At 75.0% G+C, this 15587-nt stretch carries 10 protein-coding genes; 8 read left to right on the top strand and 2 right to left on the bottom strand.

The annotated features are described in order from the left end of the window. Positions 1-310: 310 nt before the first annotated feature. Positions 311-1627, bottom strand: coding sequence for an alpha/beta fold hydrolase (locus ACFVVU_RS32180; RefSeq protein WP_380684946.1), 1317 nt, complete (start codon positions 1625-1627; stop codon positions 311-313). 615 nt (positions 1628-2242) lie between these two features. On the opposite strand from ACFVVU_RS32180, the gene ACFVVU_RS32175 reads away from it, so the two are divergent. The 7 genes from ACFVVU_RS32175 to ACFVVU_RS32145 all read left to right on the top strand — a co-directional run bounded on the left by ACFVVU_RS32175 (position 2243) and on the right by ACFVVU_RS32145 (position 12401). Next, entirely contained in the window at positions 2243-4372 is a 2130-nt protein-coding gene (locus ACFVVU_RS32175; RefSeq protein ID WP_380684947.1) for a glycogen debranching N-terminal domain-containing protein, read from the top strand. Between the two features lie 139 nt (positions 4373-4511). After that, entirely contained in the window at positions 4512-5270 is a 759-nt protein-coding gene (locus ACFVVU_RS32170; protein ID WP_380684948.1) for an NUDIX domain-containing protein, read from the top strand. Positions 5271-5498: 228 nt separating this feature from the next. Continuing rightward, complete coding sequence (locus ACFVVU_RS32165) at positions 5499-7136, top strand: ATP-binding cassette domain-containing protein (protein ID WP_387793672.1); 1638 nt, start codon at positions 5499-5501, stop codon at positions 7134-7136. 3 nt (positions 7137-7139) lie between these two features. Then, positions 7140-8045: a hypothetical protein gene (locus ACFVVU_RS32160; protein ID WP_387793671.1), complete on the top strand. Its 906-nt coding sequence runs from the start codon at positions 7140-7142 to the stop codon at positions 8043-8045. Positions 8046-8154: 109 nt separating this feature from the next. Beyond that, entirely contained in the window at positions 8155-9087 is a 933-nt protein-coding gene (locus ACFVVU_RS32155) for a FadR/GntR family transcriptional regulator (RefSeq protein ID WP_380684951.1), read from the top strand. A gap of 521 nt (positions 9088-9608) precedes the next feature. Next, a complete protein-coding gene (locus tag ACFVVU_RS32150) occupies positions 9609-11258 on the top strand; it encodes an RNA polymerase sigma factor (protein WP_380684952.1) in 1650 nt (549 codons plus the stop codon). Positions 11259-11600: 342 nt separating this feature from the next. Beyond that, positions 11601-12401, top strand: a complete 801-nt coding sequence (locus ACFVVU_RS32145) for a S1 family peptidase (protein ID WP_387793673.1) — start codon at positions 11601-11603, stop codon at positions 12399-12401. 199 nt (positions 12402-12600) lie between these two features. On the opposite strand, the gene ACFVVU_RS32140 is transcribed toward ACFVVU_RS32145, so the two are convergent. Next, a complete protein-coding gene (locus ACFVVU_RS32140; RefSeq protein ID WP_355365061.1) occupies positions 12601-12831 on the bottom strand; it encodes a hypothetical protein in 231 nt (76 codons plus the stop codon). Between the two features lie 540 nt (positions 12832-13371). On the opposite strand from ACFVVU_RS32140, the gene ACFVVU_RS32135 reads away from it, so the two are divergent. Continuing rightward, positions 13372-15483, top strand: a complete 2112-nt coding sequence (locus ACFVVU_RS32135) for a type IIA DNA topoisomerase subunit B (RefSeq protein ID WP_387793670.1) — start codon at positions 13372-13374, stop codon at positions 15481-15483. Positions 15484-15587 lie beyond the last annotated feature (104 nt).

The raw sequence follows: 15587 nt of genomic DNA, 5'->3' as shown, positions 1-15587 counted from the left end.
GTGCGCGGCGGTCGGTGGCCGCCCGGGCGCCGCTCCGGCGGCGCCGGGCTGCCGGGCGCAGGACCGGCAGCGCGCCCTCCGCGCGGCACGGTTCGCCCGGTCGGCGCCCCGGCCGTCGTCCGCGGTGGTGGGCGGCTGCCGGCGGGGCCGCTTCCGGGGCGTGTGCGCAGAGGGGGCGGAGCGTCGTGGCCGCTGACGTCCTGGCGGTCGCGGCGGGTGGCCCGGGCCCGTCCGGTCGCCACCGGAGCGGCGTCCCCGACCGTCCCCCCGGCCGGGCCCGTTCCGCCCGGCGGCCGGTACCGGTACCGGGCTACGCCTCGCCGCGCGCCATCGCGATCAGGCGGTCGAGCACCTTGCCCCCGCTGACCCGCAGGCCGTCGTGCTCCCACTCGTTGGTGATCCAGGTCCGCAGCCCCCGCACGGCCCGCGCGGTCTCCAGCGAGTCGGCGGTGTCGACGTACATGTCGTCGTGGTACACGGCCGCCACCACCGGCACGTCGTTGGCGGCCAGCCGGGCCGGATCATAGAGGTCGGGCCAGTCGGTGCGGGCGGCCAGCAGCTCCGCGGTCTCCTTCAGCGGGCGCAGCGCCGGGTCGGTGTCGAACATCCAGGGGTAGATCATCTCCCCGGTGAACAGCACCGGCGCGCCGGACTCCAGCGCGGCCCGGGCGTCGAACTCCGGGAACTCCGCGCGGACGCGTGCGGCGGACCAGCCGGTGCCGGCCGGGTCCACCGAGCGCTGGCCGTAGATCGACTCGTGCAGGACGGCGTAGAGCGGGCCCTGCGCGAAGGAGAGCTGCGCCTGGGCGCCGGCGAGGAAGGTGTCGGAGAGCTCGGGGCCGGCCGGGCCCTCCACCCAGGCCTCCTCCAGCAGGTAGTGGAGGGTCCCGGAGCCGCTGCCGCCGCCGAGCAGCAGCCCGAGCGCCTGGAAGGCCTCGACGGTGAGCCGGCCGCCGTCGGGCAGGTCGGCGGGGGCGTCGGCGAGGTGCGCGGCGATCCGCCGCACCGCCTCGACGTCCTGCGGGAAGCGCGCGTAGTGGCCCTCGTTCTTGCGGACGACGCGCGGGTAGGCGGCCCGGTAGACGTCGTCGGCGGAGCTGCGCAGGCCGGCCAGGCCACCGGTGACGAAGGCCTGGTCCAGGCCCTCGGGAGCGATGGAGAGGTAGGTGAGGGTGCAGAAGCCGCCGAAGCTCTGACCGAGCACGCTCCACCGGCGGTCGTCGCCGAGCAGCCGACGGCGGATCAGCTCGGCGTCCCGCACGATCGAGTCGGCCCGGAAGTGCGCCAGGTAGTCCGCCTGCTCCTTGGCGCCGCCCCGCCGGGCCAGCGTCTGCCGGGTCGCGGGGGTGGACCGCCCGGTGCCGCGCTGGTCGAGCAGGAGCACCCGGTAGTCGTCGAGCGCGCGCTCCAGCCAGCCGTCCCGGCCGAGCGGGCGGCCGGCCTTGCCGCCCGGGCCGCCCTGGAGGAACAGCAGCCACGGCAGACCGGTGTCCCCGGTGCGGTCCGCGGCGACCACCTCACGGGCGTACACCTCGATCTGCTCGCCCTGCGGGGCGGCGTGGTCGAGCGGCACCCGGAAGACGTGGTCGGTGAAGGCAATCCCGGGCAGCCGGCTGGCGGTGGACATACAACTCCTCGGTCTCTGCTGGTCACAGCGGTCGCGCCGGCCCCGGCCGGGGTTGCCGGTGACGGGGCCGCGACCACCGCACCGTATCCTGACCGCGGCCCGGGGCCGCCCCGACGGCCACCGCCCGCGACCGCCCACCCGGCGGCCCGTGCGGCCGGGCACGACGGACCGGCAGCGGCAGCGGTTCGGCCGGCGGCCACGCCGCTCGGGCCGGTACGGGTGCCCGGTCGACCCGGCGGGCGTGACCTGCCGCCGGTCTCCGGCGTTCACTCCGGGGGCCTTGTGCCCGCGCGCCGACCGCCCCGCGGGGAACGGGCGCCGGTGCCGGACCGGGTTCCGGCGCCGTCACCGGCGCGGGCGGACCGCGGGGCCCGGCGGTGTGCCGGGCGGTACGGCGGCGACCGGGCGCGAGGACGCCCGGCGGCGAACGACGCGGGGCCGGTACCGACTCGGTACCGGGCGCCGCTTGGCACGGCCCGGCACCGGGTACGGCCAGACACGGCACAGCGGTCGGCGGGGTGTCCGCCGACCCGACACCAGCACGCACGCGATCGAACATGCTCGCGGCCCACCGGCCCTGACCGGCCACCGGACCGCCGAGGGGAGGAGAGTCCGGTGACCGCGATCAGGCCACCACAGGCCACGCCGGCCGAGAGTGTGGTCGGCGCACCGAGACCGGTCGGCCGGCCGGAGCAGGCCCAGCCGGCCGGCCCCGGCGGCCCGGCCCGGCCCGCGCCGCCGCGCCCGCAGCCGGCCGCCACCCACCACGCGGTGCTCTGTGTGAACGCGCCCGCGATGGCGGCCTCGGGCCCCGACGGCCAGCTGCGCGGACACGGCCTGCACGGCTTCTACCGCGCCGGGGTCCGGGTGGTCGCCCGGATGGAGCTGCGCCTCGGCGGGGTCGAGCCGCTGCCGCTCCAGGGCACCCTGACCTCGGCGGCCCAGGCCCGCTTCCTGGGCGCCGTCCGCCTCCCCGGCGACCTCGACCCGGACCCGGCGCTCACCGTCGAGCGGGTGCGCCACGCCGACGGAGTGGAGAGCGTCACGGTGCGCAACGCCGGCAGCCGTCCGGCCCGGCTGCCGCTGGAGATCGCCCTCGCCACCGACCTCGGCCCGGTCGGCGAGATCGCCGCCGGCCACCGCCCCCCGGACCTGCCCGGCCAGGTGCAGTCCGCGGGGCTGCGCTGGGCGGGGCCCACGCACAGCGCCACGGTCAGCGCCCAGCCCTCGCCGCACGCCGTGCTGGCCGGAGCTGGCGTGCTGCGCTGGGACCTGGAGGTCCAGCCGGGTGGGCGCTGGTCGGTCGAGCTGCGGGCCGTGCTGGAGGCCACGGCGCCCGCGCCGCGCCCGCCGGGCGGCCGCGGTGCCGGGGTCCCGCTGCCGTGGGCCGAGCCCGAGGTGCGCTGCGACGACCCGCGCGCGGGGCTGGTGGTGTCGCGTTCCCTGGACGCCCTTGGCGGGCTGCTCTTCGCCGACCCCGACCGCCCCACCGACCTCTACCTGGCCTCCGGCGCGCCCTGGCGGTTCGGCCTGGCCCCGGCCGACGCGCTGTGGGCGGCCCGGCTGACCCTGCCGCTCGGCACCCGGCTCGCCGCCGGCACCCTGCGCGCCCTGGCCCGCCGTCAGCAGCCCGCCGGCGCACCCGGCCAGGGCCCCCGCCGCCCCGACGGGCTGCTCCCCGGCGCGCTGCGGCACGGCGGCCCCGAGCTGCCGCCGACCTGCACCGCCACCGAGGCGACCCTGCTGTTCGTCACCGTGCTGGCCGAGGCCTGGCGCTGGGGCCTGTCCCGGGCCGAGGTGGCCGAACTCCTCCCGGCCGCCGAGCGCGCGCTCGGCGCGCTGCGCGAAGGTCTGGTGGACGGCTTCGTCACCGACCTGAGCCGCCCCGTCGAGGAGCGGTCGGCGCACCCGGTGCCGGCCCGGGCCGAGGTGCAGGCCCAGGCGCACCGGGCCGCGCTGCACGGCGCCGAACTGCTGGAGGCCTTCGGACGGCCCGGCGCCGAGGAGTGGCGCGGCTGGGCGGCCGCCCTGCGCGGCCGGTTCCGCGACCGGTTCTGGGTGGACGACCTCTCGGGCGGCCGCCCCGCCGCCGGGCTCGCCCCGGGCGGCCAGCCGCTGCCCGCCGTCGCCGCCGCCCTGGTCCACCTCCTCGACCCGGGCCTGTCCGCCGACGGCGGCCGGCACGAGAGCCTGCTGGACCGCGAGCAGACCAGGCTGCTCGCCCAGCGGTTGGCCGCGCCCGAACTCGACAGCGGCTGGGGGCTGCGCACGCTCAGCGCCAAGTCGCCCCGGTTCAACCCGCTGGGCCACCGCAGCGGGGCGGTGCGCGTCCACGAGACCGCCCTCGCCGTCGCCGGGCTCGCGGAGGCCGGTTACGAGAACGAGGCCGGGGCCCTGCTGGAGGGGCTGCTCGCCGCCGCCGCCCACTTCGAGGGCCGGCTGCCCGAGATGTACGCGGGGGAGCAGTGGACGCCCGGCTGTCCGCCGGTGCCGCACCCCGGTGCCTGTCGGCCGGCGGCGGTCTCGGCCGCCGGGGCCGCGCACGCGGTGTTCGCGCTCGCCGGGGTCCGGCCGGACGTCCCCGGCGGGCGGGTGCTGGTCCGCCCGGCCAGCACGGCGCCGCTCGGGGAACTGGAACTGACGGGGCTGCGGGTGGCCGGCGAGCCGTTCTCGGTGCGGGTCAGCCGGATCGGCGTGGCGATGGTCGAGGAGGCCTCCGCCGAGCTCCAGCTGGTGGCCCGCTGACGCGGTCTCCGTCCCCACCGCCCGGGCGCGGGCCGGACTCCACCGGCCCGCGCGGGGCGGACGGCGTGAACGGACCGCCGCAGTACGGCCCGTCCGCGGGCCTGTGCTTATCGTCAGAGAGACGACTATGATCGTCGCCATGTCGCGTTATGACCCGTCGGCCTTCCCGCCCTTCGCTGTCACGGTCGACCTGGTCGTGCTGACGGTGCGCGAGCACGCGCTCTGCGCCCTGCTGGTCCGCCGGGGTGAGCCGCCCTACCAGGGCTACTGGGCGCTCCCCGGGGGATTCGTGCGCCCCGACGAGGGACTGGCCGAGGCCGCCTCGCGGGAGCTGGCCGAGGAGACCGGTCTGCGCGCCTACTCCGCCCCCGGCCACGAAGCGACCGGGCCCGGCACCGCCGGCGCCCACCTGGAACAGCTCGCCACCTACGGCCACCCGCAGCGCGACCCCCGGATGCGGGTGGTCAGCGTGGCCTACCTGGTGCTGGCGCCCGACCTGCCGACCCCGCGCGCCGGCGGCGACGCCAGCGGCGCCCGCTGGGCCCCGGTCACCGAACTCCTCGGCCCGAACCAGGTCGACGGCGTCCCGCTCGCCTTCGACCACGGGCTGATCCTGGCGGACGGGGTGGAGCGGGCCCGCTCCAAGATCGAGTACTCCTCGCTCGCGACGGCCTTCTGCTCGGCCGAGTTCACCGTCGGCGAGCTGCGCCGGGTCTACGAGGCGGTCTGGGGCGTGGTCCTCGACCCGCGGAACTTCCACCGCAAGGTGACCGGCACCCCCGGCTTCCTGTTGCCCTCCGGTGGGACGACGACCCGTCAGGGCGGACGCCCGGCCCAGCTGTTCACCTCCGGCGGGGCCAATGCGCTCAACCCGCCGATGCTGCGCCCGGAGTCCTGAGCCGCCGCGCCGGGAGCCCTGAGCCCCTCGCGGCCGGTGGTCCGAACGTCCAGGTCGCAGGATCGGATTGTCCCCTGATCGGGTGAGGTGTGCGGGCGCTGGGCCCGCGCCGCTCCCGTAATGCCCGGAATCGCCGCCGCGGCCCCCTAATGTGCTGGCGCGGAACCGTACCGGCGCGATCCGGCGCCGCGCGGACCAGGTCGGCCGAGGGCATGGGAGCAGCCAGCGATGATCCAGATCACCGGACTGACCAAGGTCTACCGCCGGGGCGTTCCACCGGCACTCCTGGACCTGACCTTCGACGCCCGCCCGGGCACGGTGACGGCGCTGCTCGGTCCCGAGGGGGCGGGCAAGTCGACCGCGCTGCGGCTGATGCTGGAACTCGAACGAGGCCGGGGCGTCACGCTCTTCGCCGGCCGCACCTACCGCCGGCTGCGGCGGCCCGAGCACGAGGTCGGCGTGCTCCTCGCCGGAGCGGGCGGCGCGCCGGGGGCGGCGGAGACCGTCGGACACCCCGACCGGAAGGCCCGGGGACACCTCAGGATGCTGGCCGCGGCCGTCGGGGTGCCGGCCCGGCGGGCCGACGAACTGCTGGAACAGACCCGGCTCGCGGCCGTCGCCGACCAGCGCCTGCGCACCTTCTCGCCCGGCATGCACCGCCGGCTCGCGCTCGCCGCCGCGCTGCTCGGCGAGCCCGGCACGCTGCTCCTGGACGCGCCCACCGAGGGGCTCTCCCCGCGCAACGTGGAGTGGTTCCACTCCTTCCTGCGCTCGTTCGCCGCCGCCGGTGGCACGGTGCTGGTCACCACCCGCACCCCGCAGGAGGCCGCCGCTCTCGCCGACCGGGTGATCACCCTGGACGAGGGCCGGATGGCGGCCGACCAACCGCTGCCGGAGTTCCGGCGCACCAGGCTCAGCCCCGAGGTCGCCGTCCGGGGACCGCAGATGGCCCGGCTCGCCGATCTGCTGGCGGGCCACGGCGCGCAGGTCCGCCGGGACGGCGGGGCGGGGCTCGCGGTGGCCGGGATCGGGCGGACCGAGATCGGCGAACTCGCCTACCGGCACGGCATCCTGCTGCACGAGCTCGCCGACCGGGTGGTCGAGCAGCCCGCTCCCAGGGCCGCCCTGCCGGTCGGCTCCGGACGGTCGGGCCACCTCCGGCCCCAGGCCGGGCCCGCACCGGTCCGGCCGTCGAAGCCCCGGGCGGCGGGGGACGGGGCCGAGGAACGTCCGGGCGACCGGGTCGCGGTGCCGGCCGCGGCACCGGCGACGGCAGCGGTGATGGCACCGGCGGCAGCCGAGCGGACGACGGCGCTGCCGGTGGTCCGGCCGCCGGCGGAGGAAGTGGTGCCGGAGAGAGCGGTGCCGGAAAGAACCGTTCCGGAGAAGGCCGCGACGGTGATGCGGCGGGGCGCCGTCGATCGGGAGCGGGACCCGGCGCCCACCCTCGCGCTGCCGGTCGCGGCCCCGGCGGGCCTCTCGGCCGCGACCGCGCTGTCGGCGCTGACCGCCCGCAGCGGGATCCGGGCCGTCCCCCGGCGCGCGGCCGCCGAGCGCGGGCGGGCCCTGCCGGCGGCCGGCGGTGGGCGTCGGGAGGAGGAGGGCTCGCCGGTCGTCGCCGTGGACCGGCTCTTCCGGGACGGGCCGACCGGTGCCGTCCGCCCGGCGGACGGTCGCCCCGGCGAGGCCACGGACCTCAGGACGGACGACACCATCCGCCTGGGCCGCGTCGCGCACCCGCCTGCGGCGCACCTTCCCGCCGTCCAGCCGCCCGTCGCGAAGCCGCCCGCCGCTCGTCCGGCCACCGAGCAGCTGCCCGCCGAGGCCCCCGTCGTTCCCCTGACCTCTGACCTTCGGAGCGAGTGAACCGTGCGAGTTCTGGCCTACGAGCTGCGCCGGGTGCGCGGCCTGCGTTCGACCTGGCTGCTGCTCGGCCTGGTGCTGATCGCCGACGCCGTGGTCGCGGGCGTGCTGGCGAACCGGACCGCCGACGGCGAGCTGGACGGTGCGGCGGCGGTGCGGCTGCTGACGGCGGCGGTCCCGCTGGTGCCGTTGCCGTTCGCGGCGCTGGGGGCCGGGCTGCTGGGCGCGCTGTCGTACGGGCACGAGGTCCGGCACCCGGGGCTGGCGGCCTCCCAGGTGGGCTGTCCGCGCCGGGTGCGGATGCTGGCGGGCAAGCTGCTGGTGACCGGCGCGGTCGCGGCGCTGCTGGCGCCGCTGACGCTGCTGGTCGACGCGGTGACCGTGCACTTCGCGCTGCCGGCCGGGGTGGCGGTCGAGGCCTGGTCGGACCCGGACGCGCTCTCCGGGCGGGTCGTGCGGGCGCTGGCCCTGGCCGGCCTGGGCGGGGCGGACGCGCTGCCGGGGGCGCTGGCGCCGCTGGCGCTCGGGGCCGGGCACGGGACGCCGGCCGCGCTGCTGGCGTTCGTCCTGCTGGTGGTCGTGGCGGCCTGGACCGGGGTGCTGGCCGCCGCGCTGACCCGCAGCACGGTCGCCGGGATGCTGCTGCTCTGCGCGCTGCCGCCGCTGCTGGAGTCCGGGGTGACGCTGCTGCTGCGGTGGACCGGGACGCCCTGGCCGGCCCGGGCGGCGGAGCTGCTGCCGTTCCACTCCGGGATCGAGTGGGCGTACGGATGGGTGTACGGCGGGGGCCGCCGGGTTGCGGCGGGCGGTTCGGTGCTGTCCGATCCGGCGCTGCTGGCCGCGGTGACGGCGCCGGCCTTCGTGTTGCTGCTGGTCACCCTGGCGGTGCAGGTCAGACGCCGCGCGCTGTGACTCCCGGCCCGCCGGGGGCGGTTCGTCAAGATCGACCAAGGGTGACCGCAATGCGTGCTTCGCCCTGATAAGAAGTCAATTATCCAGTCACGGTCGATCACCCTTTCGTGTGCTTTTCACGAGAATTCTCAAGCTGCGCCCGCCGATCGCCGACAAAGGACCTGTGAACACCCTTGCGCACCCCACCATGACCCCCGCCCGTTCCGTCGACGGGGCCATCCCCGGCCCCGCCGACCTGGACCGCTTCTCCTACGCCGACCGGCCCACCCCGCCGGCGCCCCGCTGGGAGGGCGCCGAGTCGGACCTCGCCCGGGTCGGCCGCAAGACCACCAGCAGCCGCGGCCGCGGCCTGCACGGCCAGCTCGTCCAGCAGCTCGGCCAGATGATCGTCTCCGGCGACCTCGGCGCCGACCGGCCGCTCGTCCCCGAGGAGATCGGCCAGCGGTTCGAGGTCTCCCGCACCGTCGTCCGCGAATCGCTGCGGGTGCTGGAGGCCAAGGGCCTGGTCAGTGCCCGCCCCAACGTCGGCACCCGGGTCCGCCCGGTCAGCGACTGGAACCTGCTCGACCCGGACATCATCGAGTGGCGCGCCTTCGGCCCGCAGCGCGACGAGCAGCGCCGGGAGCTGTTCGAGCTCCGCTGGGCGATCGAGCCGCTGGCCTCCCGGCTCGCCGCCGGGCACGGCCGGGAGGACGTCCAGCAGCGGCTGGCCGAGCTGGTCGAGATCATGGGGCACGCCTGCGCCCAGGCGGACCTCGCCACCTACGCCCGGGCCGACGCCGAGCTGCACGGGCTCGTGCTGCAGCTCGCGGGCAACCGGATGCTGGAGCACCTCTCCGGGATCGTCGCCTGCGCGCTCCAGGTGTCCGGCGGTCCGGCCACCTCGTGCGAGCGGCCCTCGGAGCCCTCGGTCGGGCTGCACGCCCGGCTGGTGGACGCGCTCGGCACCGGCGACGGCACCGCCGCCGAGACCGCGATGCGGGCGCTGCTCACCGTCCACCCCGAGATCGAGCCCTCCGTCCCGGCACCCCGGGAGCACTGAGCGGACCGTTCGGCGACCGGGCGCCGCACCTCCGCCCCGCGACCCGTCCACGGACCGCCCCGTCATGATCCGTCCGACCGCGACCGTCCCCGCGGCCTTGCGCCGCTCCCTCCGCGACCCGGGCCCTCCGGCTGCCGCCACGGTGCAGCCGGGGGGCCTCCGCGCTTTCGCCGGAGGCCGCCGGCGGAGCCGAATGTCGTGTCCATGGAGAATGGTTGGTGCGCGGGTGGGGGATGATGGAAGTCGGCCCCGGGCCGCGGGGCGCCGTTGGGTGTGACCCGCGACACGAAGGCCATGCGTAACACTTGACGAGTAGCAGCGATGTGTCCTGAGCGGAAGCAGCTCCGGAATACCCCAACATGTCAGAATGCTGTGTTGGTCTGCGGCGCTGCTGCCGTCCTGCAAACCCAGTCCTCAAGCCCGAGTCGGTCGGAATCGACACCGCGTGCCCGACACGCGTTTTCCTTCCCCGCCCGCTCGGGCGGCCGGTACGGGTTCGAGTCCACTCATCGTCCGAGAGGTTGTTCGTGTCGGCCAGCACATCCCGTTCGCTTCCCCCCGAGATCGCCGAGTCCGCGGCTCTGCTGGCGCTCATCGAGCGGGGCAAGGCCCAGGGGCAGATCGCCGGTGACGACGTGCGCCAGGCGTTCGAGGCGGACCAGATCCCGGTCACCAAGTGGAAGAACGTCATGCGCAGCCTCAACCAGGTGCTGATTGAGGAGGGGGTGGACCTCATGGTCAGCGCGGCCGAACCGGCCGGCGCCAAGCGCAAGAGCGTTGCTGCCAAGAGCCCCACCAAGCGCACGGCGACCAAGGCGGTCACCACCCGGACCCCGGCCGCTCCGTCGGCCCCGACCAAGCCGCCCGTGCGCATCGCGCCCGGTGCGACCATCTCCACCCCGGCGGTCGCGGCCGCCGCGGCGCCGGTCGGCACCGTGTCCGCGGAGATCACCTCCGACGCGACGGCCCCGGCTGCCGAGGCGAAGGCCGCTCCGGCGAAGAAGGCGGCCCCGGCCAAGAAGGCCGCCGCCAAGAAGACCGCCGCGCCGGCCAAGAAGGCCGCCGCCAAGAAGACCGCTGCCGGCAAGACGGCCAAGGGCGACGAGGAGCTGCTCGGCGACGAGGAGCTGCTGGAAGAGGTGGCCCTGCCGGGCGACAAGCCCGGTACCGAGGGCGACGCCCCGGAGGAGGAGTCGGAGGGCTTCGTCCTCTCCGACGACGACGAGGACGACGCGCCGGCCCAGCAGGTCGCCGTCGCCGGTGCCACCGCCGACCCGGTCAAGGACTACCTGAAGCAGATCGGCAAGGTCCCGCTGCTCAACGCCGAGCAGGAGGTCGAGCTCGCCAAGCGGATCGAGGCCGGCCTGTTCGCCGAGGACAAGCTCTCGGCCGCCGACAAGCTCGCCCCCAAGCTCAAGCGCGAGCTGGAGATCATCGCCGAGGACGGCCGCCGCGCCAAGAACCACCTGCTGGAGGCCAACCTCCGCCTGGTCGTCTCGCTGGCCAAGCGCTACACCGGTCGCGGCATGCTCTTCCTGGACCTCATCCAGGAGGGCAACCTCGGTCTGATCCGTGCGGTCGAGAAGTTCGACTACACCAAGGGCTACAAGTTCTCCACCTACGCGACCTGGTGGATCCGCCAGGCGATCACCCGCGCGATGGCCGACCAGGCCCGCACCATCCGTATCCCGGTGCACATGGTCGAGGTCATCAACAAGCTGGCCCGCGTCCAGCGCCAGATGCTCCAGGACCTGGGCCGCGAGCCCACCCCGGAGGAGCTGGCCAAGGAACTCGACATGACCCCGGAGAAGGTCATCGAGGTCCAGAAGTACGGTCGCGAGCCCATCTCGCTGCACACCCCGCTGGGCGAGGACGGCGACAGCGAGTTCGGTGACCTCATCGAGGACTCCGAGGCGGTCGTCCCGGCCGACGCGGTCTCCTTCACCCTGCTCCAGGAGCAGCTGCACTCGGTGCTGGACACCCTGTCCGAGCGCGAGGCGGGCGTGGTCTCGATGCGCTTCGGCCTGACGGACGGTCAGCCGAAGACGCTGGACGAGATCGGCAAGGTGTACGGGGTCACCCGTGAGCGCATCCGCCAGATCGAGTCGAAGACCATGTCCAAGCTGCGCCACCCGTCGCGCTCCCAGGTGCTGCGCGACTACCTGGACTGATCACCCGCTGGACTGATCACCGGCACCGGTCACCGGTGCCGAACGGAAGGCCCGGAGCCCTGCGCTCCGGGCCTTCCGGCCGTTCGGGGCGGGTGGGCGTCATCGTCCGGGTGGCCGTTGTCGCTCGTCCGGGTGATGCCTCGGCGGTGATCGGTCGCGGACCGTAGCCGGTCGCCTACGCTGTGCCGGTTGCCTGCTGCCGAGCCACCTGGAGCCACGGTGTCGCCCACCCCGGACCGTCCGGACCGCGTCGATCCACCGACCCCCGCGCCCGCCGCGGCGCCCGTCGCACCCGGGGTCGCGGGCCCGGTGTCCCGGCGGCGCCGGGCCGCCGCGCTGGCGATGCTGGCCGCGCTGCCCGCGCCGCTGCTCGTCCTGGGCCCGTCCGCGCCGGCCGCCCAGGCCCGGCCGCAGGGCCGGATCGTCGGCGGCGGGGCGGTGACCACCGGCGACCACCCGTGGATGGTCGCGCTGTCCAGCCGCCAGCAGTTCGGCTCCGGCCGCTCGGGCCAGTTCTGCGGGGGAGCGCTGGTCACCCCGACCAAGGTGGTCACCGCGGCGCACTGCTTCTACGACGAGTCCAGCGGACGCCGGGTGGAGCGGCCCGGGCTGCGGGTGGTGGTCGGCCGGGACGACCTGCGCGGTTCGGCCGGCCGCGAGGTGGCGGCGCGCACCGTCTGGGTCCACCCCGACTACTCCTTCACCACCAACATGAACGATGTGGCGGTGGTCACCCTGGCCGAGGCGCAGAGCCGTCCGGTGATGGACCTGGTCGGCCAGGGCGAGACGGAGCCCTACCGGCCGGGGACCAGGGCGCAGGTGTACGGCTGGGGGGACACCACCGGCCGCGGCGACTACTCGCCCGCGCTGCGCAGCGTGGACGTGCCGGTCATCCCCGACCAGGCGTGCGCCCAGGCCTACCCGGGCGGCCCGGAGGGACGCTTCGACGCCCGGGGCATGGTGTGCGCGGGTGAGCAGCGGGGCGGCAAGGACGCCTGCCAGGGGGACAGCGGCGGACCGCTGGTGGTCGCCGGCCGGCTCGCCGGGCTGGTCTCCTGGGGGACCGGCTGTGCCGAGGCGGAGCATCCGGGCGTCTACACCCGGATCGCCTCGGTGGCCGACGCGGTGCGTTCCGTTCTGTAACCGCTCTGTAACCGGTCGGGCACCGGGCGCCCCCCTCCGGGCCGCGTCCGGGCCGCGGGCGGGGCGGCGGGTGGAGCCGGTTCGGGAACGACGAAGCCGGACGACCGGCCCCGGAGGGGCGGTCGCCCGGCTCACCCGGTCACGCGCGGTGCGGGACCGGACACACAGCTCGACACTGGTTGCTGTTTGGCGCCTCGGATCAGCGCTCGTCGTCGTCGGCCGTGGCGGACGTGCTGCCCAGGCGGCCGCTCTCGTCCTGTATCTCCACGGCGATCTTCTTGAGCTCGGGCTCGAACTTCCGGCCGTGGTGGGCGCAGAAGAGCAGCTCTCCACCGCTGGCGAGTACGACGCGCAGGTAGGCCTGGGCGCCGCAGCGGTCGCAGCGGTCAGCCGCGGTCAGCGGGCTCGCAGGTGTCAGAACAGTAGTCACGTCGCCTCTTCTCTAGCTCGACGAGCTGTCGTACCAGGGTCAACATCCAACCAGGCCGAAAACGTTCCCGCTCGTGGCTTTTCTTCTCTGAGGATTCTGCTGTGTTGATGAGGACGTGCCCCGGGGGCCGGTGGTTCATGCGTACCGAATCCCAGGATCCGTCCATCGCTCGAACGCCCGATCGGAACCGGGTGCCGGAGTCCGCGTAGCATAATCCTCTGCTGGGTTGGAGCATAAGCCCCGTCCCGGGCCCCGGTAGCCTGCATAACGGCAGTTCCGGAGCCTGTGCCCGGTCCCACGATCCGCCAGGAGCGGTGGTACCGGGAGGAGATGGAGCCCCGGCGACCCGAATCCGGCACGGCCCTTGTTCGCGCAGCGCGTACAAGCTGCGCGGGACGGGCCCGCCGTGCTGTGCACCCAGCGGAGGGGTGCGCACACGCAGGGGAAGCGGCTGTCGGTGCGGCGTGCTGCACTGGCGGACGGTTCCGGACACGTCCGGATGTGACCGATGAGACAGAACTTGACCGAGGAGAGTGCCGCGTGAGTGCCGAAACGACCGTGCCGTCCGCTCTGCTGGCCGGCGACGACGGTTCCAACTACACCGCTCGGCACCTGCTCGTCCTGGAGGGCCTGGAGGCGGTCCGCAAGCGCCCCGGCATGTACATCGGCTCGACCGACAGCCGCGGCCTCATGCACTGCCTCTGGGAGATCATCGACAACTCCGTCGACGAGGCGCTGGGCGGCTACTGCGACCGGATCGAGGTCGTGCTGCACGAGGACGCCTCGGTCGAGGTCCGTGACAACGGGCGCGGCATCCCGGTGGACGTCGAGCCGAAGACCGGGCTGTCCGGCGTCGAGGTCGTGATGACCAAGCTGCACGCCGGCGGCAAGTTCGGCGGCGGCTCCTACGCGGCCTCCGGCGGTCTGCACGGCGTCGGCGCCTCCGTCGTCAACGCGCTCTCCGCCCGCCTGGACGTCGAGGTCGACCGCGGCGGCCACACCCACGCGATCAGCTTCCGCCGCGGCACCCCCGGCATCTTCACCGAGTCCGGGCCGGACGCCCCGTTCGAGCCGGCCAACGGCCTGACCAAGGCCCGCAAGGTGCCCAGGACCCGCACCGGCACCCGGATCCGCTACTGGGCCGACCGGCAGATCTTCCTCAAGGACGCCCGGCTCTCCCTGGAGCACCTGCACGCCCGGGCCCGGCAGACCGCCTTCCTGGTGCCCGGCCTGACCATCGTCGTGCGTGACGAGCGGCTCACCGAGAGCGAGAAGGTCGAGGAGAGCACCTTCCGCTTCGACGGGGGCATCGCCGAGTTCTGCGAGTTCCTGGCGCCGGACAAGCCGATCTGCGACGTGCTGCGGCTGCACGGCGAGGGCACCTTCAAGGAGACCGTGCCCGTCCTGGACGAACTCGGCCACATGACGCCGACCGAGGTCACCCGGCACCTCGGGGTCGACATCGCGCTGCGCTGGGGCGCCGGCTACGACACCACGCTGCGCTCCTTCGTCAACATCATCGCCACCCCCAAGGGCGGCACCCACGTCACCGGTTTCGAGCGCTCGCTGGCCAAGACGGTCAACGAGGCGCTGCGCGCCGGCAAGCTGCTGCGCGTCGCCGAGGACGACATCACCAAGGACGACGCCACCGAGGGCCTCACCGCCGTGATCACCGTCCGGCTCGCCGAGCCGCAGTTCGAGGGCCAGACCAAGGAGGTGCTCGGCACCTCGGCGGCCAACCGGATCGTCGCGGCCGTCGTCGCCAAGGAGCTCAAGGCCTTCCTCACCTCCGGCAAGAAGGACGAGAAGGTCCAGGCCCGGGCGGTGCTGGAGAAGGTCGTGGCCGCCGCCCGCACCCGGGTCGCCGCCCGCCAGCACAAGGAGGCCCAGCGCCGGAAGACCGCGCTGGAGACCAGCTCGCTGCCGGCCAAGCTGGCCGACTGCCGCAGCGACGACGTCGACCGCAGCGAACTCTTCATCGTCGAGGGCGACTCCGCGCTCGGCACCGCCAAGCTGGCCCGCAACTCCGAGTTCCAGGCCCTGCTGCCGATCCGCGGCAAGATCCTCAACGTGCAGAAGGCGTCCGTGAGCGACATGCTCAAGAACGCCGAGTGCGCGGCGATCATCCAGGTGATAGGGGCCGGCTCGGGCCGCACCTTCGACATCGACCAGGCCCGCTACGGCCGGGTCATCTTCATGGCCGACGCCGACGTCGACGGCTCGCACATCCGCTGCCTGCTGCTGACGCTGTTTCAGCGCTACATGCGGCCGATGGTCGAGCAGGGCCGGGTGTTCGCCGCCGTGCCGCCGCTGCACCGGATCGAGCTCACCAACCCCAAGCGCGGTCAGGAGAAGTACCACTACACCTACTCGGACGCCGAGCTGCGCTCCACCCTGCTGGAGTTCCAGCGCAAGGGCCTGCGCTGGAAGGACCCGGTCCAGCGGTACAAGGGTCTCGGTGAGATGGACGCCGACCAGCTGGCCGAGACCACCATGGACCCGCGCCACCGCACGCTGCGCCGGATCAACCTGGGCGACCTGGAGCAGGCCGAGAAGGTCTTCGACCTGCTGATGGGCAACGACGTGGCGCCGCGCAAGGAGTTCATCGTGGACTCGGCGGCCACCCTGGACCGCTCGCGCATCGACGCCTGAGCCGTCCCCGCGCCGTAAGGGCCCTCCACCCGCGGGTGGAGGGCCCTCGTGCGTCCGTTCCACCTGCCGTCCACCCGGGCACCGATGTCCCGCGGGCGCCGGAT

Source organism: Kitasatospora sp. NPDC057965, from assembly GCF_042887135.1.
Lineage (GTDB): Bacteria > Actinomycetota > Actinomycetes > Streptomycetales > Streptomycetaceae > Kitasatospora.
The sequence above is the reverse complement of the archived record's forward strand: the minus strand, read 5'-3'. Positions and strand labels throughout refer to the sequence as shown.